This is a genomic window from Stenotrophomonas sp. TWI1151 (assembly GCF_039673135.1).
In the GTDB taxonomy this organism is placed as follows: domain Bacteria; phylum Pseudomonadota; class Gammaproteobacteria; order Xanthomonadales; family Xanthomonadaceae; genus Stenotrophomonas.
Genome location: NZ_JBDJLA010000005.1, coordinates 118055 through 141179 on the forward strand (window position 1 = coordinate 118055; position 23125 = coordinate 141179).

The 23125-nt window shown below is 67.3% G+C and carries 17 protein-coding genes; 6 read left to right on the forward strand and 11 right to left on the reverse strand.

Annotated elements, in window-relative coordinates:
- Positions 1-13: 13 nt before the first annotated feature.
- A complete protein-coding gene (clpB, locus tag ABE422_RS08600) occupies positions 14-2599 on the reverse strand; it encodes an ATP-dependent chaperone ClpB (RefSeq protein ID WP_346482809.1) in 2586 nt (861 codons plus the stop codon).
- 105 nt (positions 2600-2704) lie between these two features.
- Positions 2705-4021: a retropepsin-like aspartic protease gene (locus ABE422_RS08605; RefSeq protein ID WP_346482810.1), complete on the reverse strand. Its 1317-nt coding sequence runs from the start codon at positions 4019-4021 to the stop codon at positions 2705-2707.
- 114 nt (positions 4022-4135) lie between these two features.
- Between ABE422_RS08605 and ABE422_RS08610 the strand changes: the two genes are divergently transcribed.
- Complete coding sequence (locus tag ABE422_RS08610; protein ID WP_313212524.1) at positions 4136-4846, forward strand: glutathione S-transferase; 711 nt, start codon at positions 4136-4138, stop codon at positions 4844-4846.
- Between the two features lie 207 nt (positions 4847-5053).
- On the opposite strand, the gene ABE422_RS08615 is transcribed toward ABE422_RS08610, so the two are convergent.
- The 4 genes from ABE422_RS08615 to ABE422_RS08630 form a co-directional block, all read right to left on the reverse strand.
- Positions 5054-6652 (reverse strand): hypothetical protein, encoded by a 1599-nt coding sequence (locus ABE422_RS08615; protein WP_346482811.1) that lies wholly within the window; start codon positions 6650-6652, stop codon positions 5054-5056.
- A 203-nt stretch (positions 6653-6855) separates the two neighbouring features.
- Positions 6856-8577 (reverse strand): thiamine pyrophosphate-dependent enzyme, encoded by a 1722-nt coding sequence (locus ABE422_RS08620; RefSeq protein ID WP_313212526.1) that lies wholly within the window; start codon positions 8575-8577, stop codon positions 6856-6858.
- An 84-nt stretch (positions 8578-8661) separates the two neighbouring features.
- On the reverse strand, positions 8662-9522 hold the full coding sequence (locus ABE422_RS08625; RefSeq protein WP_346482812.1) for an SH3 domain-containing protein: 861 nt from the start codon (positions 9520-9522) through the stop codon (positions 8662-8664).
- 35 nt (positions 9523-9557) lie between these two features.
- Positions 9558-10040: a DUF3574 domain-containing protein gene (locus ABE422_RS08630; RefSeq protein ID WP_313212528.1), complete on the reverse strand. Its 483-nt coding sequence runs from the start codon at positions 10038-10040 to the stop codon at positions 9558-9560.
- A gap of 243 nt (positions 10041-10283) precedes the next feature.
- Between ABE422_RS08630 and ABE422_RS08635 the strand changes: the two genes are divergently transcribed.
- The 4 genes from ABE422_RS08635 (at position 10284) to otsA (ending at position 16859) form a co-directional block, all read left to right on the forward strand.
- Positions 10284-12734 carry a TonB-dependent receptor gene (locus tag ABE422_RS08635; RefSeq protein ID WP_346482813.1) on the forward strand — a complete coding sequence of 817 codons (2451 nt, stop codon included), beginning with the start codon at positions 10284-10286 and terminating at the stop codon, positions 12732-12734.
- A 137-nt stretch (positions 12735-12871) separates the two neighbouring features.
- On the forward strand, positions 12872-13630 hold the full coding sequence (gene otsB / locus ABE422_RS08640) for a trehalose-phosphatase (RefSeq protein WP_088433909.1): 759 nt from the start codon (positions 12872-12874) through the stop codon (positions 13628-13630).
- 86 nt (positions 13631-13716) lie between these two features.
- Positions 13717-15498 carry a glycoside hydrolase family 15 protein gene (locus ABE422_RS08645; protein WP_313213013.1) on the forward strand — a complete coding sequence of 594 codons (1782 nt, stop codon included), beginning with the start codon at positions 13717-13719 and terminating at the stop codon, positions 15496-15498.
- Positions 15495-16859: an alpha,alpha-trehalose-phosphate synthase (UDP-forming) gene (gene otsA, locus ABE422_RS08650; protein ID WP_313213011.1), complete on the forward strand. Its 1365-nt coding sequence runs from the start codon at positions 15495-15497 to the stop codon at positions 16857-16859. The genes ABE422_RS08645 and otsA overlap by 4 nt, the downstream gene beginning before the upstream one ends.
- An 82-nt stretch (positions 16860-16941) precedes the next feature.
- Here otsA and ABE422_RS08655 read toward each other — a convergent pair whose 3' ends face one another.
- Genes ABE422_RS08655 through rluD form a run of 3 tightly spaced genes read right to left on the reverse strand, consistent with a single transcriptional unit; the run spans position 16942 to position 19138 of the window.
- Positions 16942-17367 (reverse strand): thiol-disulfide oxidoreductase DCC family protein, encoded by a 426-nt coding sequence (locus ABE422_RS08655; RefSeq protein WP_346464017.1) that lies wholly within the window; start codon positions 17365-17367, stop codon positions 16942-16944.
- Positions 17364-18143 carry a peptidoglycan editing factor PgeF gene (gene pgeF / locus ABE422_RS08660; RefSeq protein ID WP_346464010.1) on the reverse strand — a complete coding sequence of 260 codons (780 nt, stop codon included), beginning with the start codon at positions 18141-18143 and terminating at the stop codon, positions 17364-17366. The genes ABE422_RS08655 and pgeF overlap by 4 nt, the downstream gene beginning before the upstream one ends.
- Positions 18143-19138: a 23S rRNA pseudouridine(1911/1915/1917) synthase RluD gene (rluD, locus tag ABE422_RS08665; RefSeq protein WP_123730367.1), complete on the reverse strand. Its 996-nt coding sequence runs from the start codon at positions 19136-19138 to the stop codon at positions 18143-18145. Before rluD ends, pgeF begins: the two co-directional genes overlap by 1 nt.
- A 116-nt stretch (positions 19139-19254) precedes the next feature.
- On the opposite strand from rluD, the gene ABE422_RS08670 reads away from it, so the two are divergent.
- Positions 19255-20139, forward strand: a complete 885-nt coding sequence (locus ABE422_RS08670; RefSeq protein WP_088433876.1) for an outer membrane protein assembly factor BamD — start codon at positions 19255-19257, stop codon at positions 20137-20139.
- A 157-nt stretch (positions 20140-20296) separates the two neighbouring features.
- Here ABE422_RS08670 and ABE422_RS08675 read toward each other — a convergent pair whose 3' ends face one another.
- Complete coding sequence (locus ABE422_RS08675; protein ID WP_313213006.1) at positions 20297-21931, reverse strand: NAD+ synthase; 1635 nt, start codon at positions 21929-21931, stop codon at positions 20297-20299.
- Positions 21932-22242: 311 nt separating this feature from the next.
- The gene (gene sucD, locus ABE422_RS08680; RefSeq protein ID WP_137190155.1) at positions 22243-23118 is read right to left on the reverse strand and encodes a succinate--CoA ligase subunit alpha; all 876 of its coding nucleotides are present in this window, start codon (positions 23116-23118) and stop codon (positions 22243-22245) included.
- Positions 23119-23125 lie beyond the last annotated feature (7 nt).

Consider the following 23125-nt stretch of genomic DNA (forward strand, 5'->3'; position numbering starts at 1 on the left):
GTGCGCGCGGGGCTCAGCCCTTCACGAACACCAGCTTGCCTTCGCCCGCATCGACCCGGATCACATCGCCGTTGAGGAACTCGCCGGAGAGGATCTTCTGCGCCAGCGGGTTCTCCAGCTGCGACTGGATCGCACGCTTGAGCGGGCGGGCGCCGTAGACCGGGTCGAAACCGACGTTGCCCAGCAGCTGGAAGGCCTCGTCACTGACCTCGATACGCAGGCCACGCTCGGCCAGGCGCTTTTCCAGGCCCTGCATCTGGATGCGGGCGATCTGCTTGATCTGCACCTTGTCCAGCGGATGGAACACGACGATGTCGTCCAGGCGGTTGATGAATTCCGGGCGGAAGTGCGCCTGCACCACCCCCATCACCGCCGCCTTCATCTGCGTGTAGGCCTCCGGGCTGTCATCGCTGCTCATGTCCTGGATCTGGTGCGAGCCCAGGTTGGAGGTCATCACGATGACGGTGTTGCGGAAGTCCACCGTGCGGCCCTGGCCATCGGTCAGGCGACCGTCGTCGAGCACCTGCAGCAGGATGTTGAACACATCCGGATGCGCCTTCTCCACTTCGTCCAGCAGGATCAGCGAGTACGGGCGACGGCGCACCGCCTCGGTGAGGTAGCCGCCTTCTTCGTAGCCCACATACCCCGGGGGCGCACCGATCAGGCGCGCGACGCTGTGCTTCTCCATGAACTCGCTCATATCGATGCGGATCATCGCGTCGCTGCTGTCGAACAGGAATTCGGCCAGCGCCTTGCACAGTTCAGTCTTGCCCACGCCGGTCGGCCCCAGGAACAGGAACGAGCCGCTCGGGCGATCCGGATCGGACAGGCCCGCACGCGAGCGCCGCACCGCATCGGAGACCACCTTGATCGCCTCTTCCTGGCCAACCACGCGGTTGTGCAGCATGTCTTCCATGCGCAGCAGCTTGTCGCGCTCGCCTTCCAGCATGCGATTGACCGGGATGCCGGTCCAACGCGAGACCACTTCGGCGATTTCTTCGGCGGTGACCCGATCCTGCACCAGCTTGAACTCGCTGGTTTCCACTTCCTGCGCGGCCGCGAGCTGCTTCTCCAGCTGCGGCAGCTGCCCGTACTGGATCTCGCTCATGCGGCCGAAATCCTGGCGGCGCTGCGCCGATTCCAGCTCCAGCTTGGCCTGTTCGATCTGTTCCTTGATCCGCGTCGCGCCCTGCAGCGTTGCCTTCTCCGACTTCCAGATTTCGTTGAGGTCGGAGAACTCGCGCTCCAGCGTATCGATGTCGTTTTCAAGATCGACCAGGCGCTGCCGGGAGGCATCGTCCTTTTCCTTCTTGAGCATTTCACGCTGGATCTTGAGCTGGATCAGGCGCCGTTCCAGGCGGTCCAGCTCTTCCGGCTTGGAGTCGATCTCCATGCGGATGCGCGAGGCGGCCTCGTCCATCAGGTCGATGGCCTTGTCGGGCAGCTGGCGGTCGGCGATGTAACGGTGCGAGAGCGTGGCCGCCGCGACGATCGCCGGGTCGGTGATTTCCACGCCATGGTGCACGGCGTACTTTTCCTTCAGCCCGCGCAGGATCGCGATGGTGTCTTCCACGCTCGGCTCGCCGACCAGCACCTTCTGGAAGCGGCGCTCCAGCGCAGCATCCTTTTCGATGTACTTGCGGTATTCGTCCAGGGTGGTCGCACCGACGCAGTGCAGTTCACCACGCGCGAGCGCCGGCTTGAGCATGTTGCCGGCGTCCATCGCGCCATCGGCCTTGCCCGCACCGACCATGGTGTGCAGCTCGTCGATGAACAGGATCACCTGCCCTTCGCTCTTGGCCAGGTCGTTGAGCACGCCCTTGAGGCGCTCTTCGAACTCACCGCGGAACTTGGCGCCGGCGATCAGCGCGCCCATGTCCAGCGAGAGCACGCGCTTGCCACGCAGGCCTTCGGGCACTTCGTCGTTGATGATGCGCTGGGCCAGGCCTTCCACGATGGCGGTCTTGCCCACGCCGGGTTCGCCGATCAGCACCGGGTTGTTCTTGGTGCGGCGCTGCAGGACCTGGATGGTGCGACGGATTTCCTCATCGCGGCCGATCACCGGATCCAGCTTGCCGCTCTCGGCCCGCGCGGTCAGGTCGATGGTGTACTTCTCCAGCGCCTGGCGCTGGTCTTCGGCGTTTTCCGACTGCACGGTCTCGCCGCCGCGGACCTTGTCGATCGCGGTCTCGATCTTCTTCTTGTCGGCACCGGCGGCGCGCAGCGCCATGCCCAGGGTGCCGCCATCGTCCACCGCAGCCAGCACGAACCACTCGCTGGCGATGAAGGCATCGCCGTGCTGCTGGGCCAGCTTGTCGGTGTTGTTGAGCAGCCGGTTCAGATCGTTGCCGATCGACAGGTTGCCTTCCTGCCCGGAGACCTTGGGCAGGGCCTCCAGGGTTTCATTCAAGCGTTCGCGCAATACCGGCACGTTGACGCCGGCCTGGGCCAGCAGCGGGCGCGTGCTGCCGCCCTGCTGGTCCAGCAGCGCGCTGAACACGTGCACCGGTTCGATGATGTTGTGGTCGCGGCCCACGGCCAACGACTGCGCGTCGGCCAGCGCCTGCTGGAAACGCGAGGTGAGCTTGTCCATCCGCATGTTCTTGTCCTCGATGTAAACGGGGCTGGCCGTGCCAGCACTGTCCCTGAAATGCGGTTACGGGGGCGTGTTTCAAGGGTGGATGAGATGCCGATTCAGGGTTCGTCAGGCCGTCGGTGGACGGGCCAGAAGCGATGGTTCGGCCGGCTGCGGGACCAGGCAGCCGAGCGCGGCGGGCAGGTCCAGTGCCACGGTGTAGCCCCCGGTGACGCCGTAGCCGATCCGCCACGACGACGGGAACAGATCCGGTGGCTGGAACGCGATATCCACGGCAATGTCGCTCAACGTATCGGTGACCTGCAGTGGCGTGCTGGCGGGCGCGTACTCGATGTCCTCCGCACCGCGCGTGGTGATCACGTTCCTGCGCTGGATCGCGGCGGCCGGCACCGACGAGCGCGGCGCACCACGCATCTGGAAGGCCCCATGGAAGCCCGTATCGACCAGCATCAGGTTGTTCTCGCGGCCCCGGATCGGAAAGCGGACCTGCTGGAAGGGCCCCCACAGCGAGGAGGTGAAGACCGTCCGCCGCGTGCACGCTGCCGGTGTCCGTGCGCCCAGCAGCGTCAGCGTTTCACGCGAGAGGGTGATCCGTCCCAGCGCGCGCAGCACGTCCAGGCCGATCAGGTTGAGCTCGCGCGCCGCCTCGCTGTTGAACGACACATCACGCACCCGCTGCCCCCCCACCTCGATATCGATCGGTGCCACCAGGCCAGCCTGCTGGATATCGCCCTCGACGATGCGCGACACCACGAAGCCCTCGGTGACCGCCAGGCCGAGCGACTCGGCCAGCGCGCGGCTGATGTGCGAGCGCGGGGCCCCGGTATCGACGATGAAAGCGGCCTCGTGGGCGACCGGCCTGCCCTCGCGCGTGCCGTGCAGCGTGAGGGTGACCGAGGGCAGCTCATTGCTGAACTGGATCGGCACCGCCACGTCCTGCGCCCGCTCGGCTGCGGGCAGCGCGCTGCGCGGCCATGTGGTGAAGGACGCAAACACCGGCCGGGTGACATCGGGTACTTCATCGCCGGCCCGGAGCATCGGCACGATGGTGCGCTGGTAGTCCTCGCGCACGCGCAGCATCAGGCGCGCCCATCCAGCGATATCACCCTCGATCAGCGCATTGCCCGCGAGGGTGGATTCGCACAGGAACGCCAGCCCCTGCAGCGCGGGCGGTGCATCGCGGGTTTCATCCAGGCACTGGCGTGCGGCACGGTTGGAAGCGGCCAGCTCGCCACGGACACGATGGTAGCCCGCTGCACCGAGGTGCCGGCGTGGACCGGATGCGCCGCTCATCTCACGCAACGTGGTCAGTTCCGCACGCAGCACCGCATCGCTGTAGCCGAACCCATCGTGCAGTGCCACCGGATCGGCCGTCACCGTGGCGGGCAACACTGCCACGCACATGCCCAGGACCCACTTCCGCATCGCGTACTCCCATCAACATCTCCGCTCGACCCTAGCACGGGAACCACGCTGCGCTCACGCCTGCTTTCGGCAGCACGGGCCATGCTGGAGGCCGGTTCCATACGGAGTGGCGGCATGCATTACGAACTGTATTACTGGACCGGCATCCAGGGCCGCGGCGAGTTCGTGCGGCTGGCACTGGAGGATGCCGGCGCGGGCTACACCGATATGGCGCGCGTCCATGGCGATGCGGTAATGCAGCCGTACCTGCAGGGCAAGGTTGAAGGCCTGCAGCCATTCGCTCCCCCGTTTCTGCGTACCGGCCGGCAGGTGATCGCCCAGGTCGGCGCGATCCTGGACCACCTGGGCCCGGAACTCGGCCTCGTCCCGGATGCCAGCTCACGGCGGCAGCAGGCACTCCAGCTGCAATTGACCATCGCCGATCTGGTCGCCGAGGTCCACGACACCCACCATCCGATCGCGATGTCGGCGTACTACGAGGATCAGAAGCACGAAGCCAACGCGCGCGCCGCGTCGATGCGCGGCGAGCGCATGCCCAAGTTCCTGGGCTATTTCGAGAACGTGCTCAAGCACAACGGTGGGCGGCACCCGCTGCGGGAGCATTCCTACGTGGATCTCGCCCTGTTCCAGCTGCTGAGCGGGCTGGAGTACATGTTCCCGCGCCGCATGCAGGCGCTGTGGCCGACGCTGCCACACCTGCGTGCATTGAAGGACCGGGTGGAAACCCGGCCCAACATCGCCGCCTATCTCGCCTCCGAACGGCGCCTGGCGTTCAACACCAACGGCATCTTCCGGCACTACCCCGAGCTGGATGGCGAAGCGTGATCCCTCGCCGGCCCGCCTCCACCGGTAGCTCACGACCGTTGCCACCCGGTAGCTCACGACCGTTGGTCGTGAGCGCAGGTTTGGTCGTGAGCAGGTAGTGCCGGCCGCTGGCCGGCTCCGCAGCGGACCGGCCCATTCGGTAGCTCACGACCGTGGGTCGTGAGCGCAAGGAAAAGCAGCCGGCCAGCGGCCGGCCCTACCGGGGCGTTACGTCCGCTCCGCAGGCTGCTTCTGCAGCGACAACAGCGCCAGCAACCCGGCCAGCGCCACATAGGCGCCGGTGAACTGCCAGCTGATGATCTTCGGCAGTCCTTCCAACTGCCACGGCAGGTAGACGCCACCGCGCGGGTCCACCGAGTGGATCAGGCCGAACAGCGTCAGCGCCGCAGCCACCAGCAGAAATCCGGAGGCGCGCAGCAGCTTCCCGTCGATCATCGCCACCACCGCCGCGATCCACAGCATCGAGGTGATGATGAAGCCATTGCCCAGGGTGAAGATCACCGCCAGCTCCGGCAGGCCATGCCCGTCCAGGGTGGAGGTCATCGCCGCCAGCTGTTCCGGTGCGATCCAGCCCGGGGCCTTGATCGCCAGCAGGTACGCCACCGAGGGCAGGAAGCCCAGCACCATCGCGCCGGCGTGCTCGCGCGGCGTGGCCTGGAAGGCCTGGGTGGTGATGTCGATCGCCACGTACACGATGATCGGGGCCAGCACGGCCAGCGGCAGCCACTGCACCAGCCCGGAGATCACGCCCAGCATGCCGCCGATGCCGACGAACAGGCCCGTCAGCAGCGTGTAGCCGCTGCGGGCGCCCATGTGCTTGTAGGCCGGCTGGCCGATGTACGGCGTGGTCTGCGCCACACCGCCGCAGAAGCCGGCCACCAGCGTGGCGATGGCTTCCACCAGCAGGATGTCGCGGGTGCGGTAATCGTCACCGGCCGCGCGCGCACTCTCCGAGACGTTGATGCCGCCCACCACCATCAGCAGGCCGAACGGCAGCAGCAGCGGCAGGTAGATGATCGCGGTCGGCAGGCCGTCGATGAAGCCCAGCGTCGGCCACGGCAGCACCACCTGCGGCGGCACCCACTCGGGCACCTTGAAGCCCGGTGCGCCCAGCCCGGCAAGCCCGAGGCCGTAATACAGGATCGTGCCGAACACGAACGCGACCAGCACGCCGGGGGCGCGGATCGGCAGCGTGCGCTTGGCGATCAGCACGTACAGCAGCAGGCCCAGCGTGACGAAGCCGACGATCGGCGAGCGCAGCGTTTCCAGCAGCGGCAGAAAGCCCATCAGCACGATCGCGATACCGGCGATGGAGCCGAGCAGCGAGGCACGCGGCAGCGCGCGGGTGACCGCTTCGCCGAAGAACGACAGGATCACCTTCAGCACGCCCATGATCACCAGCGAGGCCATGCCCAGCTGCCAGGTGGCGATGGCGGCATCGTGCGGTGCCAAGCCCTGCCCTTTGAAGGCGAGGAAGGCCGGGCCGAGCACCAGCAGCGCCATGCCGATGCTGGTCGGCGCATCCAGGCCGAGCGGCATCGCGGTGACATCGTCACGGCCGGTGCGCGCCGCCAGGCGCCGGGCCATCCAGGTGTAGAGCACGTTGCCGACCAGCACGCCGAAGGCGGTGCCCGGGAACATGCGGCCGAACACCACATCGGCCGGGAACTGGAAGATGCCGACCAGCGCCATCGCGATGAAGCCGAGGATCGACAGATTGTCGACCACCAGGCCGAAGAAGCCGTTGAGATCGCCGGCAACGAACCAGCGGGGGCGTCCGGTGGGGACGGGAGCAGTGGCGGACATGCGCAGGGCGGCCGTGGGGAGGGGGTAGCCGATGGTAGGGCCTCCCCGCCCCCAGTAACAGGCGCATGAATGGAACGCCGGGAAACGTCCGCCGATGGAACGCGTCACCGTGCGGTAGTGCCGGCCGCTGGCCGGCTCCCTCGGGATGCTCCATGCAATGGCGGGAGCCGGCCAGCGGCCGGCACTACCCGATGGCGTGAGGATCAGGGCTTGTTGAGGAAGTTGTTGGCCAGCAGGTCCCGCACATCCCCGACCCGCCCGCTCAGCAGCGCCTTGGCGGCGTACAGGGCAGTACCGGCCACCTGCTTGGCTTCCACCTGCGGCGGCATCACCAGTTCGGTCGGGCTGGTGTGCACGTCCAGCAGCGCCGGGCCGGGATGGGCCAGGATGTCCTGCACGGCCTGCTCCAGGTCTTCCGAGCGCGTGACCGTGCGCCCGTAGAAGCCGATCACCTCGGCCAGCCGGCCGAAATCGGGGTTCTTCAGGTCGGTGTAGTTGTCCAGCAGGCCTTCGACCTTCTGCTCCAGCTCCACGAAGTTCAGCGAGCTGTTGTTGTAGACCACCACCTTGATCGGCAGGTTTTCCTGCACAGCGGTGAGCAGGTCGCCGAGCAGCATCGCCAGGCCACCATCACCGGACAGCGAGATCACCTGCCGGCCCGGGTAGGCCTTCTGCAGGCCCAGCGCCTGCGGCATCGCGTTGGCCATCGTGCCGTGCAGCAGGCTGGTCAGCGTGCGGCGGCGACCATTGACGCGGATATGGCGCAGGATCCAGACCATCGGCGAGCCGCCGTCAGCGGTGAACAAGGCATCGTCGGCGGCATGCCGGTCGATCAGTGCCGTCAGGTGCTGCGGGTGGATCAGCTCACCCTCGCCCGGCTGCTCTTCCTTGGCCCGCGTGGCCAGCGCCTTTTCGCGGTGCTCCTGGCATTCGTCCAGGAAGCTGCGGTCCTCGCGCTCGGGCAGCAACGGCAGCAGCGCCTCCAGGGTCGGGCCGATATCGCCCACCACGCCCAGGTTCACCGGGTGACGGCGGCCAAGATGGCTGCCATCGCGATCCACCTGGATCAGCGTGGCCTTGTCCGGGTAGTACTGGCCCCACGCGAAGTCCGCACCGAGCAGCAGCAGCGTGTCGCAGGCCATCAGCGTGTGATACCCGGATTCGATGCCGAAGATGCCGGTCATGCCCATGTTGTACGGGTTGTCGTACTCCACGAAATCCTTCGCGCGCGAGGTATGCGCGATCGGCGCCTTGAGCCGGGCGCCGAGGGCGACCAGCGCATCGTGCGCATGCTCGCAGCCAGCGCCGGCGTAGATGCCGATCCGCTTGCCCTCGCCGATCAGCGCGGCGATGCGCTGCAGTTCGTCGTCCGAGGGGCGCAACACCGGCTGGGTGTAGTGCACCGAGAACGGCACATCGTGCTTGACCTCGGCTTCGCTGATGTCGGCGGGCAGAATCACCACCGCCACCCCGCGGCGGCTGATGGCCGCCTGGCAGGCAAGGGTCACTACGCGGCGCGCCTGCTCGGCGCTCTGTACCTGTTCGCAGAACACACTGCAGCTGCCATACACCGCCTTGAAATCGACTTCCTGCGGGAACTCCATACCCAGTTCGGCGGTGACCACCTGGCTGGCGATCAACACCATCGGTGCGCGGTTGCGGTTGGTCTCGAACACGCCGTTGATGAAATGCAGGCCACCGGGGCCGCACGAACCGGCGCAGGCGGTGAGCTGCCCGCTGATCAACGACTCGGCACCGGCGGCAAATGCGGCCACTTCCTCATGCCGCATGTGCACCCACTCGATCTCGCTGTGGTGGATGGCATCGGTGACGTAGTTGAGGGTATCGCCGACGATGCCGTAACAGTGACGGACACCAGCGGCCTGCAGGGTTTCAACCACGATCTCGGCAACGCGCTTGCTCATGACATGCTTCCACGACGAGGGGGAAGGGTCAGCCTAGTCCCGGGCAAGTGACACTCATGTAGGTTTACCCGTGGCAGCGCCCGATCACGGCTGCGTGTTCACCCAGCCCAGCACCGCGCCCCGCGTGGGATTGTCATAACGCACCTGCACCCAGCCATCGCGCTCATCAAGCAGTTCCACGCGGTCATCGCGTACCAGATACCGCTGGGTCGTGGCATCACCGGGCTGGCTGTACAGGGGCAGCCGCGCCACCATCACATGACCGGAAATGCGCCGCAGCGGCGACCCGGCACGCGGCGTCTCCAGACCATCGCCGATGGCGGTCTCCAGCACGTTGCCGTCAGGATCAAAGGTGCTCCAGACCGCCAGCGGACCGCTGTCGGCGGTCTGCTTGATGAACACGTAAGGCTCGAGCACATCGTCGAGCATCAGCAGGCGCTCGGCGCGGTACAGATACAGGCGCGCACCGTCGTAGCGGTACTGGTCCACGTACCACATCGGGCCACCGCGGCAGCTGCTGCTCAGGGTGCGCGTCGTTGCATCCACGGTCAGGCCCATCAGGCCACCGCATTGCGCGCCTTCTGTGGAGATCGGCTCCAATGCGACCAGCTGCTGTCGCGCCGGATCAAAGCGATACACCGCCACCGCTTCGTTGACCATGCCGACCGAGGCACGCGCCACCAGCTCCGGGTGGCCATCGAAATCGACGTCCTCCGCCGACAGGCGCACGTTGCCATCCGCATCGGCCACGCCCGGCAGCACCTGACGCTTGCCCGACGGTGCCAGCACGACAGCGATGCCGCCGCCGTCCTGCAGCGTCGCCTGCGCCTGCACGCCGGCGGCCATCTCCAGCTGAAGCCGGGCTTGGTCGGCATCCTGCGCGTGCGCGCACGTTGCCGCCAGGCCCATCACCACCGCGGCCAGCATCGCATCCCTGTGTTTCATCATCGCTCCGTGCAGCGCCACCGCGGCGCCCTGGCTCAGAACGATACTTCAACCGCCTGCTGTGCCCACAGCACCGATTGGTGCCCGGTCGCCTGCTTCCACGCCAGCCGGATCGCTTCGATATCGGCGCGGCGCTGCGGGGTGTTCTCGTGCAGGACCACCAGCACCTTGGTGCGCAGGCGATTCGGCTCGGGCGCACCGCGGAACAGCCACTGGCCGTAGGCGTCGAACACGGTCAGGCCGTCCGGGAAGCGCGGCGTGACGTCCTTGTCGAGGAAGGCGCGCCACTGCGCGTCACTGATGCCCTCGGTCTGCGGGCGGTCGGCCACGCCGGTTTCTTCGCCCACGCCGAAGTACAGCTCGCTGCGGACCCAGCCGGCGGCGGCATCCGGGCGCGCGGCGTCGCCCTGCAGGGTGGCCGTGGCGGTGGCGGGCGGGGTCGGCTTGGCGGCAGGGGCGGCAGTGGCACAGCCGCTGGTGGCCAGGACCAGGGCAAACAGAATGGCGCGGAACGACATGGACAACTCTCCGGAAACACAGGGACAGGCAGGGGAAGGAGCGTGCCGGACATCCGGGTCCGGCGCAGATCGCCAACGGCTATCTGCTGATAACCACCCCGATGGGACTTGCATCACACAGGGACATCACGCGAAGATAATATATCGCTTCATCCGGATGGATTGGTAGTGCCGGCCATGGGTCGCAACGCCAGCCCCCCCCCCTCCCCCGTTCCTCCCCCTCGTCGTTCTGCTGGAGTCCGCATGTCCCGTCCGTCCGCGTCGCGCCTTGGCCTTGCCATCGCGCTCGTCCTCTCCTCCCCCCTGCTGGCCCAGGACGTACTTGCGCAGGACGCGCCGAACACCGCCAAAACGCTGGACACCGTGATCGTCACCGGCACCCGCGCCGTGGACCGGACCGTGCTGGAATCCACCTCGCCGGTGGACGTGCTCACCGCCGAGGACATCCGCAAGGCCGGTGTGGTCAATGGCGAACTGGGCAGCGCGCTGCAGGCGCTGCTGCCCTCGTTCAACTTCCCGCGCCAGTCCAACTCGGGCGGTGCCGACCACATCCGCGCCGCCCAGCTGCGCGGGCTCTCGCCCGACCAGGTGCTGGTGCTGGTCAACGGCAAGCGCCGCCACAGCAGCGCGCTGGTCAACACCGACAGCAAGATCGGCAAGGGCACCACCCCGGTCGACTTCAACGCGATCCCGGTCAGCGCGATCAAGCGCATCGAGGTGCTGCGCGATGGCGCCGGCGCGCTGTATGGCTCGGATGCGGTGGCCGGCGTGATCAACGTGATCCTGGATGACGCTCCGGAAGGTGGCGCGTTCGAAGCCAGCTTCGGCGCCAACCACACCGATCTCAAGCCGATCGACCGCACCCTCACCGATGGCCAGACCAGCTACGCCAGCGCCAAGGTCGGCACCGCGCTGGGTGACAACGGCGGCTTCCTGCGGGTCGGCCTGGAGCTGAAGAATCACGAGGGCACCAACCGCGCCGGCTTCGACCAGATTCCGCCGTGGGACCAGACCCCGACCAACCTGGCCCTGCAGGGCAAGCGCAACTACGTGCTCGGCGATGGCAAGACCAAGGATCTGAACGCCTGGTACAACGCGCAGCTGCCGTTCGGTGAGACCTCCACCTTCTACAGCTTCGCCACCTTCAACCAGCGCGACAGCGAAGGCGCGAACTACTTCCGCTACCCGGACAGCGACGCCAACTGGGCGCAGATCTACCCCAACGGCTACCGCCCGATCTCCGAAGGCGAGAACCGCGACGTGCAGGTCGTGGCCGGCGCGAAGGGCCAGTGGGGCGAGTGGAACTACGACGCGAGCCTGGATTACGGCGTCAACACGTTCACCTACCGCCTGCGCAACTCGCTCAACGCCTCGCTGGGCCCGACCAGCCCGACCCGCTTCAAGACCGGTGATTACCGCAACGAGCTGACGGTGGCGAACTTCGACCTCGGCCGCGTGTTCTCGCAGGGCGACAGCATCACCCACAGCCTGGGCCTGGGCCTGGAAGCGCGCCGCGACCATTACCAAACCCGCCCCGGTGACCCGAGCAGCTATGCTGCCGGCCCGTTCACGGATCGCCCGACCGGCTCACAGGCCGGTGGCGGCCTGACCCCGCAGGATGCGACCTCGCTGTCGCGCGATGTCGCCAGCGCCTACGCCAGCCTCTCCAGCCAGTTCGGCGAGCATTTCTCCAGCGATCTGGCGGCGCGCTACGAGCACAGCGATGACTTCGGCGGTGAGCTCACCGGCAAGCTCGGTCTGCGCTATGAATTCACCCCGGCCTTCGCGCTGCGCGGTGCGATCTCCAACAACTTCCGTGCCCCGTCGCTGGCGCAGATCGGCTACGAATCCACCTCCACCGGCTACAACGCCGCCGGCCAGCTGGTGCAGGGCCGCGTGCTGTCGGTCAACAATCCGATCGCGCGTGGCCTGGGTGCCACCGATCTGAAGCCGGAGAAGTCGCTCAACACCAGCCTGGGCTTCACCAGCCGCATCGGCGACCACTTCGATGTCTCGCTGGACTTCTTCCAGATCGACATCGATGACCGCATCGCGCTGTCGGAGAGCATCACCGGTGATGCGTTGACCGACTACGTGCAGCAGCAGTTCGGCGTGGCCGGCCTGCAGAGCGCCAGCTTCTTCGTCAACGCCGCCGATACCCGCACCCGCGGTGCGGAACTGGTGAGCAACTGGCGGCAGTCGCTGGGTGGCGGCGAACTGGTGCTGACCGGCACCTATGCCTATACCAAGACCACGCTGAAGAACGTGCTCGCCACGCCGCCGGGCCTGCTCGCGCTGGATCCGGACTACGTGCTGTTCGGCGTGGAAGAAACCAATACGCTGACCGATGCCACCCCGCGCACCCGCGCTGCCCTGGCCGCCAGCTGGGCCGACGATCATTGGTCGTTGACCAGCCGTCTGAGCCGCTATGGCAGCGTGACCCGTGTGTTCAACTTCGGCGATGGCTACATCCCGCGCCAGACCTACGGCGCCGAGTGGCAGCTGGATGCCGAAGTGGAGTACAAGATCACCCCGCAGTGGAGCGTGGCGGTGGGTGGGCAGAACCTGACCGACAACTACTCGGATCTGTCCAACGACGACATCTACTACTTCGGTAACCTGCCGTACGACGTGCTGTCACCGATCGGCAGCAATGGCGCGTATTACTACGGGCGCGTGCGGTATACGTTCTGATGGGGCAGCCGACCAACGGTCGGCTCTACCGGAGGGGTGCAGCCGACCAACGGTCGGCTCTACCGGTGGTGAATGGGGAGGACGTGTGCGTGATGCCATGACCTGGCGATCACATCCACGCTGGCATGTTGGTCAACATGGCCAACGACTTCCCCCAACGTCCGCCGCCGCCGCTGCTGGACGATGCCTGTGCGCTGTTCCTGGACGTGGATGGCACCCTTATCGAATTCGCGGACGACCCCGAGTCGGTCGCGCTGCTGCCCGATGTGCGTGAAGCGATCGGGCGCATCAGCGACCGGCTGGATGGCGCGGTCGCGCTGATCAGCGGGCGCCCGCTGGCGCAACTGGACAAACTTTTCGCCCCTTTGAGCCTGCCTGCGGCCGGCCTGCACGGCCACGAGCTGCGCAACCATGAGCAGCGCGCGCAGAGCAGCGATCCTTCTGCCGATACCAGCGAGTGGCTGCATGCCCTGCACCAGCAGGCGATGCGTTTCGCGCATGGCTATCCCGGCGTACTGGTGGAGGACAAAGGCCGCAGCCTGGCCCTGCACTGGCGCGGTGCCCCGCACGCCGCCAACGACGTGCGCGCCTTCGCCGAACGGCATATCCGTGGCCATGGCGGCTACCGGCTGCAGCCCGGTGACCATGTCATCGAGTTTCTCCCCGAAGGCAGCGACAAGGGCCGTGCGATGCGGCAGCTGATGCTGCAGCCGCCGTTCCGCGATCGCATGCCGGTGTTCGTCGGCGATGACCTCACCGACGAATTCGGCTTCGGCGCGGCCAACGACCTGCATGGCTGGAGCGTGCTGGTCGGTGCGCGCGAGCCCAGCGATGCGGTGTTCGCGCTGCCGACGATACGCAGCGTGCACGCCTGGCTTCGCGAGAATGCCTACTGATGCCTTGACCCCAAGGCCCCCTGACGCCGCGCGCAGGTCTCCCCCACCGGTGTGCCGCCGCGGCATGACACGAGACTTCCTGCATCATGAGCGAACCCGATCTGAATCTGGGCGTGGTCGGCAATGGCAGCTTCGGCGCGCTGATCGACAAGCACGCGCGCGTCGTCTGGAGCTGCCTGCCGACCTTCGACGGCGACCCGACCTTCTGCGCCCTGCTCGGCCCCAATCAACAGGACGGCGGTGACTTCGGCATCGAGCTGGAGGACATGGTCGACAGCGAACAGAGCTACCTGACCAACACCGCCATCCTGCGCACCGTGCTGCGCGACAAGCACGGTGGTGCGTTGGAAATCATCGATTTCGCGCCGCGCTGGCGTCAGAACGACCGCTTCTACCGACCGGTCAGCCTGATCCGCCAGGTGCGGCCGCTGTCCGGCAACCCGCGCATCATCGTGCGCGCGCGTCCACTGGCCGACTGGGGCGCCCGCGTCCCGGATGCCACGTGGGGCAGCAACCACATCCGCTGGGTGCTTCCCGACCACGTGCTGCGCCTGACCACCGATGTGCCGCTGCGTTTCGTCCGCGATGGCCTGCCGTTCGTGCTGAACCACCCGGTGCATCTGGTGCTCGGGGTGGACGAATCGCTCAACCGTTCGCTCAGTGGCTACGTGCAGGAATCCTTCCAGCGCACGCGTGACTATTGGCGCGAATGGGTGCGCTATCTGTCGATCCCGCTGGAGTGGCAGGATGCGGTGATCCGCAGCGCGATCACGCTGAAGCTGTGCCAGTACGAGGACAGCGGCGCCATCATCGCCGCGATGACCACCTCCATTCCGGAAGCACCCGGCAGCATCCGCAACTGGGATTACCGCTACTGCTGGTTGCGCGATGCCGCCTTCGTGGTGCGTACGCTCAACCGTCTCGGTGCGACCCGCACGATGGAGCAGTTCCTGGGCTACATCTTCAACCTGGCCACGGCCGATGGCAGCCTGCAACCGCTGTATGGCATCAGCTTCGAGGCCAAGCTGGAGGAAACCGAAGTCGCGTCGCTCTCCGGCTATCGCGGCATGGGCCCGGTGCGGCGGGGCAACCTGGCCTGGGTGCAGCGCCAGCACGATGTCTACGGCAGCGTGGTGCTCGCCTCCACCCAGCTGTTCTTCGATCGCCGCCTGCAGGACCCGGGCGATGCGCACACCTTCGCGCGGCTGGAGCCGCTCGGCGAGCAGGCCTTCACCCTGCACGACGTGCCCGATGCCGGGCTGTGGGAATTCCGCGGCCGCACCGAAGTGCACACCTACACCAGTGCGATGTGCTGGGCCGCGTGTGACCGCCTGTGCAAGATCGCCGTGCGCTTGAAACTGGATGACCGCGCCACCTATTGGCGCGAGCGCGCCGACATCATCCATGCCCGCATCATGCGCGACTCGTGGAGCGAAGCACTCGGCCACTTCACCGATACCTTCGGCGGCCATCGCCTGGATGCCTCGTTGCTGCTGCTGGCCGATATCGGCTTCATCGACGCCACCGATGCGCGCTTCGTCGCCACGGTCGAGGCGATCGGCCGCGATCTCAAGCACGGCAACGCGCTGTATCGCTACGTCGCGCCGGATGATTTCGGCGAGCCGGAAACCAGCTTCACCATCTGCACGTTCTGGTACATCGATGCGCTCGCCGCGATCGGTCGTCTGGACGAAGCACGCGAGATGTTCGAGATGCTGCTGGAACGCCGCAATCACCTGGGCCTGCTGTCCGAGGATCTTGCGTTCGACAGCGGCGAGGCCTGGGGCAATTTCCCGCAGACCTATTCGCACGTGGGCCTGATCACTGCCGCCATGCGCCTGTCGCGCAGCTGGCAGGAGGCATCATGAGCCGCCTGGTCGTCGTGTCCAACCGGGTCGCCGTTCCCGGTGAATCCCGCGCCGGCGGCCTGGCAGTCGGCCTGCTGGCCGCGCTCAAGGAGCGTGGCGGCCTGTGGTTCGGCTGGAGCGGGAAATCCACCCGCGACAACAGCGGCACGCTGCACGAGCAGGTGGACGGTGACATCCGCTACGTCACCATGGACCTCAACAAGCGCGACGTGGATGGCTACTACAACGGCTTCGCCAACCGCACGCTGTGGCCGCTGCTGCACTTCCGGCTGGACCTGGTCGACTACGATCGCGCCACGCGCGAAACGTATCGCCGGGTCAACGCGCTGTTCGCCGAGAAGCTTGCGCCGCTGCTGCGCGAGGACGACATCGTCTGGATCCACGACTATCACCTGATCCCGCTGGCCTCGCTGCTGCGCGAGCGCGGCATCGGCTGCCGGATCGGCTTCTTCCTGCACGTGCCGATGCCCTCGGCCGATCTGCTGCAGGCGCTGCCGGATCACCTGCGTTTGTTCTCCAGCCTGTACGCCTACGATCTGGTCGGCTTCCAGACCCAGCGCGATGCGGACCGCTTCCAGTCCTACGTGCGCCTGTTCGGTGGTGGCCGCGTGCTGCCTGACGGTGAGCTGGAAGCACCCGGCGGCCGGCGTTTCCGCGCTGCGGCCTTCCCGATCGGTATCGATACCGAATTCATCGCCCGCCAGGCCAAAGCGGGGGCGAACAAACCCGCCGTCAAGGACCTGCGCGGCAGCCTGCGCAATCGTCAGCTGGCGATCGGCGTGGACCGGCTGGACTACTCCAAGGGCCTGCCCGAACGTTTCCAGGGGTTCGAGCGGTATCTGGAGCGTCATCCGGACCAGCACGGCTCGTTGACCTACCTGCAGATCGCCCCGGTCTCGCGCGGGGATGTCACCGAGTACCGCCAGCTGCGCAGCCAGCTCGAACAGATCGCCGGGCACATCAACGGCGGGCATGCCGCACCGGACTGGACCCCGCTGCGCTACGTCAACCAGAACTTCACCCATGCCACGCTGACCGGCTTCTACCGGGCAGCCGCGGTGGGCCTGGTCACGCCGCTGCGCGACGGCATGAACCTGGTCGCCAAGGAGTACGTCGCCTCGCAGGACCCCGAGAACCCGGGCGTGCTGGTGCTGTCACTGCTGGCCGGTGCCGCCGATGAATTGAAGCAGGCGCTGCTGGTCAATCCGCATGACCTGGATGGCGTCGCCGATGCGATCGCCACGGCGGCGACGATGCCGCTGAAAAAGCGCGTGGAGCGCTGGCAGGCGATGATGGAGCACCTGCGCACCTACGACATCAACCATTGGCGGCGGACGTATCTGCAGGCACTGGAAGGGTGATACCCGCCAGCGGCCGGCACGACGGGGGATGGCGCGAACGTTTACGGTAGTGCCGGCCGCTGGCCGGCAACGCGCCCACCCGTCAGTCCAGGAACCGCGCCGCCTGCTCCGGTGTCGGCAGGAAACACGTGTCGTAACGACCGAACCACCGATACCGGTTGCGCGCCAGCGCGCGATAGGCGCGGTCGCGCAGCCTGCGGGGTAGCCAGCGCAGCACCTGCATCAGACGCCATGCACCGCCCAGGCCGGTCAGCACGCGGAGGATCGCATCGGTGTCCGTCCATGCGCGCCCCTGTTCAAGCAGCAGGAACGACGACGGATCCTCCGGATCCAGCCCGTGCGCCTGCAGCAGGGCGCGTCCGTGCACGCCCTGCATCGCAGCGAAGCGATAGCGGCCACGCGTATCAAAGCGCAGCAGGAACCGCACCCAGCGGTTGCACAGGGCGCAGACGCCGTCGAAGACGATGACCGCGTCGGCCGCGCCACTCACTGTCTGTCCAACGGTCAGGGTGCGATCCACGCCAGGGTCGCCATGCGGCCGGTGCGGCGGTCGCGCCGATGCGAATAGAACCGCTGCGGATCGGCCAGGGTGCAGTACTGCCCGCCGCTGATGTGTACCGGGTCCAACCCTGCCGATTGCAGCCGCCGGCGGGCCAACGCATACAGGTCCACCTTCCAGTGCCCCGGCCGGGTTGCCACGAAGGCCGTGGCAGCGCCTTCATCACGTTCCACGAACGCCTCGAACACGTCCTCGCCGATCTCATACAGCGCGGGCCCGGCCGCGGGGCCCAGCCAGGCCTGCAGCTGGGCGGCCGGGGTCTGCATGGCGGCTACGGTGGCCTCCAGCATGCCGTCGGCCAGCCCACGCCACCCCGCATGGGCGGCCCCGATCTCACCGCCCTCGCGTGCGGCGAAGACCACCGGGAGGCAGTCGGCGGTGAGGATCGCCAATACCACGCCCGCAACCGACGTCACGGCGGCATCGGCGGTGGGTTCAGCCTCCACGCCGATGGCCGTCGGCGGCGCGGTGAAGCGCCGCACGCCGGTGCCATGCACCTGGCGCAGCCAATGCGGCGCCGAGGGCAGGCCCAACCCGGGCACGAGCAGGTCGCGGTTGCGCTGCACCTGCGCCGGGTCATCGCCCTCGGCGGCGTAGCGGTTGCCCATGTTGAACTGGTCGAACGGCGCCACCGAGCCGCCCGCGCCGTAGCGCAGGGTGGTCAGCGCATGGACCCCGTTCGGGGCCTGCCAGTCGGCGCGCAGCACGGGCACGGTGGCCTCCATCAGCGACGGTTGCGTTCCTGCTCGGCGAAGCGCTTGCTGTCTTCGCGCAGGGCGTGCAGCAGCGCCTGCATGTCGGCCGGCGGCGGCGCACTGTTGGTGATCTTCTCGCCGGTGATCGGGTGCACGAACTCCAGCGTTTCGGCGTGCAGCGCCTGGCGCTTGAAGCCGCGCAGTTCGGCGACCAGCTCCTCGCTGGCGCCCTTGGGCAGTTTCAGCGCGCCGCCATACAGCTGATCGCCGATGATCGGGTGGCGCAGGTGCGCCATGTGCACGCGGATCTGGTGGGTACGGCCGGTTTCCAGGCGGCACTCCAGCGCGGTGTGCGCACGGAAACGCTCGCGCAGGCGGTAATGGGTGATCGCTTCCTTGCCGTCTTCGCGCACGGCCATGCGGATGCGATCGCGCGGGTGGCGGTCGATACCGGCGGTGGCGGTGCCACCGGAGACCAGCGCACCCACCACCACGGCCAGGTACTGGCGATGCACTTCACGCGCGGAGAGCTGCTCGACCAGCGCGGTCTGCGCCTGGATCGTGCGGGCGATGACCATCACACCGCTGGTGTCCTTGTCCAGGCGGTGCACGATGCCCGCACGCGGCAGCACCGACAGCGACGGATCGCGGAACAGCAGCGCATTGACCAGGGTGCCGGTCGGGTTGCCCGCGCCGGGGTGGACCACCAGGCCGACCGGCTTGTTGATCACGAAGACATGCTCGTCCTCGTACAGGACCTCCAGCGGGATGTCCTCCGGCTCGGCATGGGTCTGGGTGTCGAGAACGACATGCAGGCTGGCCACCTCGCCGCCGCGCACCGGGTCGCGCCCGCGCACGGTGTCGCCGTCCAGCAGGACGTCGCCGGACTTGATCCACTCGGTCAGCTTGGACCGGGAGAATTCGGGGAACAGCTCGGCCAGGACGGCGTCGAAACGCCGGCCGGCAGCGGTATCGGGCACGATGGCCTGGCGGGGGGAATCGGAATCAGCAGGGGTATCGGACATGGGGGTACACCGCAATAGGGACAATTTTGGGGTCCGGGCGACCAGTTTCAGTCGCGGGACAGGCCACTAGGCTATCATCGACCCTTCGTATTCCAGCCGCGTCCCGCCCTGACCCCATGATCCGACGCTCCGTTATGCTGTCCGCGCCCGTCCGCCTCGCCGCCCTGATGCTGGTGCTGCTCTTCGTCGCCACCGGCTGTCACCGCGGTACCAAGGGCAAGAATCCGGATGAAGGCCTGCCGGTCGAAACGCTCTATGAGAAGAGCCACAAGCTCATGGAAGGGGGGAACTGGAGCGGTGCCGAAGCCAGCTTCCGCCGCCTGGTGGCCCAGTACCCGTATGGCCCGTATACCGAACAGGCCATGATCGAAAGCGCCTACGCGCAGTACAAGGCCGGCAAGCACGATGACGCGGTGTCCAGCGTGGACCGCTTCATCCGTACCTACCCGACCCACCGCAACATCGCCTACATGTACTACCTGCGCGGCCTGGCCAACGGCAACCGCGACACGGTCTTCCTGCGCCGCGTCTGGTCGCTGGACCCGAGCCGCCGTGACCTGTCGAGCCCGCGCCAGGCCTATGCCGATTTCACCATCGTCACCGAGCGCTACCCGAACAGCCGCTACGCCGCCGATGCGCGCCAGCGGATGATCGCCCTGCGCGACGTGTTTGCCCAGTACGAGCTGGACAACGCCCTGTACTACCTGCGCCGCGAGGCGTACGTCTCGGCCGCTGGCCGCGCCAACTTCCTGCTGGAGAACTACCCGCAGAGCGCGTTCCAGTACGACGCCGTGGCCGCCCTGGGCGAGGCCTACACCCACCTGGGCAACAAGACCCTGGCCGACGATGCCCGCCGCGTGCTCGAGCTGAACCAGCCCGACCACCCCTGGCTGCAGGGCAAGTGGCCCAAGTACCCGTGGATGGTCCGCAAGCTGAACCCGTTTGCCGGCGAGAAGTCCGCCAGTACCGGCGAACGCAACGCCACGATGAACCGCAAATAATAGAAAAGGCCCCGAAAGGGGCCTTTTTTATTCCCCGGCGGCGACGCCGGTAGAGCCGACCGTTGGTCGGCTGCTCTCCGCGGTCACCCCGGTCACCCGGCCGCCCTTCGCCCCCAACCCTGCGCCGACCACCGGTCGGCGCCTACCGGCTGGCGTCTCAGCCCTTGTACCCATTGCTGATCGGGTACCGCCGCTCACGCCCGAACGCCCGGCGCGAGACCTTCGGCCCCGGAGCGGCCTGGTGGCGCTTCCACTCGCTGGTGCGCACCAGGCGCAGCACACGGTCCACCACCTCGGCGGCATAGCCGGCGGCCACGATCTCCTCGCGCGACTGCTCCTGGTCCACATAGCGGTACAGGATGCCATCGAGCACATCGTAGGCCGGCAGCGAGTCCTGGTCGGTCTGGTTGGCGCGCAGCTCGGCCGAGGGGGGGCGGGAAATCACCGCCGGCGGGATCACCGGAGCGCCGCCCACGGTATTGCGCCACTTGGAGAGCCCGAACACCTCCGTCTTGTACAGGTCCTTGAGCGGGGCGTAGCCACCGCACATGTCCCCGTAGATGGTCGCGTAGCCCACTGCGTACTCGCTCTTGTTGCCGGTGGTCAGCAGCAGCCCGCCGAACTTGTTGGAGAGCGCCATCAGGATCACACCACGGCTGCGCGACTGCAGGTTCTCTTCCGTCACATCCGCCGCCTGCCCCTCGAACATCGGGCCGAGCGCGGCCATCAACCCCTCGAACACCGGCTCGATCGAGACCGCTTCCAGTTTCACGCCCAGCGCGCGGCACTGCTCGGCCGCCAGGTCGTTGGACATATCCGCCGTGTAACGCGACGGCAGCCTCACCGCGGTGACATTGGCCGCGCCCAGCGCGTCCACCGCCATCGCCAGCACCAGGGCCGAATCGATGCCGCCGGACAGGCCCAGCCAGACCTTCTTGAAGCCGTTCTTGCGGCAGTAATCCTGGATCCCGCGGGTCACCGCGCGCCAGGCCAGTGCATCCATGCTCTCGTCGCCGTCGTCGATCCACTCGCGCGGCAGGAAGCGGCGGGTGCCGGCGTCGTAATCCACCACCAGCCACTGGTCGGTGAAGGCCGCAGCCGCCGGATGCACCGTGCCGTCGCCGTCAGCGACGACCGAGGCGCCATCGAACACCAGCGCGTCCTGCCCACCCACCACGTTGAGGTAGGCGATCGCCGCCCCGCTCTCGCGGGTACGCTCGGCCAGCAGCGCATCGCGCTGGGCATGCTTGCCACGCTCGTAGGGAGAAGCATTGGGCACCACCACCAGCTGCGCGCCCGCACGGACGGTATCGGCCAGCGGTTCGGCGAACCACAGGTCTTCGCAGACCAGCACGCCCACCGGCACGCCCTTCAGCTCGAACACGCAGCTGCCGCCGTCCGGATCGACATCGAAATAACGGCGCTCATCGAACACCGCGTAATTGGGCAGCTCGCGCTTGCGGTAGGTGTGTTCGACCTGGCCATCGCGCAGCACGCTGGCCGCGTTGTAGACCACCGCACCGGCGGCCTGGGGCCAACCGACCACGGCCGCGATGCCGGTGGTGGCTGCGGCGATGCGCTCCAGCGCCTGCTGGCAGTCGTACAGGAAGCCCGGCCGCAGCAGCAGATCCTCCGGCGGATAGCCGCTGATCGCCAGCTCGGGGAACACCACCAGCTCGGCACCGTACTCATCGCGCGCCTCGGCGATCATGGCGATGATGGTGTCGGTGTTCTGCGCCACTGCGCCAACCGGAAAATCGAACTGCGCCAGGGCAATGCGGAGCGACGTCATGGGGGTCCAGCCTGTAGGTGTACTGCGCTCATTGTAGTGCCGGCCGCTGGCCGGCAACCACGCATTCGGCGGCAGCACGATGAGGAGCCGGCCAGCGGCCGGCACTACGTGGCGTGCGTACCGGTCAGCGGCTGGTACCCACCAAGGTGGGGATCGCCTGAAACGCAGAAAGGCCGCCCGGAGGCGGCCTTTCTGTTTGATGCAGCCGACCAACGGTCGGCTCTATCGGCAGCCGACCAACGGTCGGCTCTACGGACAGCTGACCAACGGTCAGCTCTACCCGCGCGTCGGCCGCGGGTGCGGCCGGCGGCTTATTTGACCAGCTTGGCGATGGCAGCGCCCAGGTCGCCCGGCGAGCGGACGGTGACAACACCGGCTGCTTCCATGGCGGCGAACTTGCCTTCGGCAGTGCCCTTGCCGCCCGATGCGATCGCACCGGCGTGGCCCATGCGCTTGCCGGCCGGAGCCGAGGCGCCCGCGATGAAACCGACGACCGGCTTCTTCACGTGGTTCTTGATGTACTCGGCACCGGCTTCTTCAGCGTCGCCGCCGATTTCGCCAACCATGATGATGCCCAGGGTCTGCGGATCTTCGTTGAACAGCTTGAGGCAGTCGACGAAGTTCAGGCCGTTGATCGGGTCACCACCGATGCCGATGCAGGTGGACTGGCCCAGGCCGACTTCGGTGGTCTGCTTGACCGCTTCGTAGGTCAGGGTGCCCGAGCGCGACACGATGCCGATCTTGCCCGGCATGTGGATGTGGCCCGGCATGATGCCGATCTTGCACTCGCCCGGGGTGATCACGCCGGGGCAGTTCGGGCCGACCAGCACGGTGTCCGGATGGGCACGGGTCAGCACGTTCTTGACGCGCAGCATGTCCAGCACCGGAATGCCTTCGGTGATGCACACGATGACCTGGATGCCGGCAGCGGCCGCTTCCAGGATCGCGTCAGCCGCGTACGGCGGCGGCACGTAGATGACCGAGGCGTTGGCGCCGGTGCTCTGCACGGCGTCGGCAACGGTGTTGAAGACCGGCAGATCGATGTGGGTGGTGCCGCCCTTGCCGGGGGTCACGCCGCCAACAACCTGGGTGCCGTACTCGATCATCTGAGTGGCGTGGAAGGTGCCCTGCTGGCCGGTGAAGCCCTGCACGATCACCTTGGTGTTCTTGTTAATCAAAACAGACATTGGATTT

Bases quoted from the DNA above. Each gene is read 5' to 3' on its own strand.
- clpB (WP_346482809.1), bottom strand. From the start codon at position 2,599: ATGCGGATGGACAAGCTCACCTCGCGTTTCCAGCAGGCGCTGGCCGAC.
- ABE422_RS08605 (WP_346482810.1), bottom strand. From the start codon at position 4,021: ATGCGGAAGTGGGTCCTGGGCATGTGCGTGGCAGTGTTGCCCGCCACG.
- ABE422_RS08610 (WP_313212524.1), top strand. From the start codon at position 4,136: ATGCATTACGAACTGTATTACTGGACCGGCATCCAGGGCCGCGGCGAG.
- ABE422_RS08615 (WP_346482811.1), bottom strand. From the start codon at position 6,652: ATGTCCGCCACTGCTCCCGTCCCCACCGGACGCCCCCGCTGGTTCGTT.
- ABE422_RS08620 (WP_313212526.1), bottom strand. From the start codon at position 8,577: ATGAGCAAGCGCGTTGCCGAGATCGTGGTTGAAACCCTGCAGGCCGCT.
- ABE422_RS08625 (WP_346482812.1), bottom strand. From the start codon at position 9,522: ATGAAACACAGGGATGCGATGCTGGCCGCGGTGGTGATGGGCCTGGCG.
- ABE422_RS08630 (WP_313212528.1), bottom strand. From the start codon at position 10,040: ATGTCGTTCCGCGCCATTCTGTTTGCCCTGGTCCTGGCCACCAGCGGC.
- ABE422_RS08635 (WP_346482813.1), top strand. From the start codon at position 10,284: ATGTCCCGTCCGTCCGCGTCGCGCCTTGGCCTTGCCATCGCGCTCGTC.
- otsB (WP_088433909.1), top strand. From the start codon at position 12,872: ATGGCCAACGACTTCCCCCAACGTCCGCCGCCGCCGCTGCTGGACGAT.
- ABE422_RS08645 (WP_313213013.1), top strand. From the start codon at position 13,717: ATGAGCGAACCCGATCTGAATCTGGGCGTGGTCGGCAATGGCAGCTTC.
- otsA (WP_313213011.1), top strand. From the start codon at position 15,495: ATGAGCCGCCTGGTCGTCGTGTCCAACCGGGTCGCCGTTCCCGGTGAA.
- pgeF (WP_346464010.1), bottom strand. From the start codon at position 18,143: ATGGAGGCCACCGTGCCCGTGCTGCGCGCCGACTGGCAGGCCCCGAAC.
- rluD (WP_123730367.1), bottom strand. From the start codon at position 19,138: ATGTCCGATACCCCTGCTGATTCCGATTCCCCCCGCCAGGCCATCGTG.
- ABE422_RS08670 (WP_088433876.1), top strand. From the start codon at position 19,255: ATGATCCGACGCTCCGTTATGCTGTCCGCGCCCGTCCGCCTCGCCGCC.
- ABE422_RS08675 (WP_313213006.1), bottom strand. From the start codon at position 21,931: ATGACGTCGCTCCGCATTGCCCTGGCGCAGTTCGATTTTCCGGTTGGC.
- sucD (WP_137190155.1), bottom strand. From the start codon at position 23,118: ATGTCTGTTTTGATTAACAAGAACACCAAGGTGATCGTGCAGGGCTTC.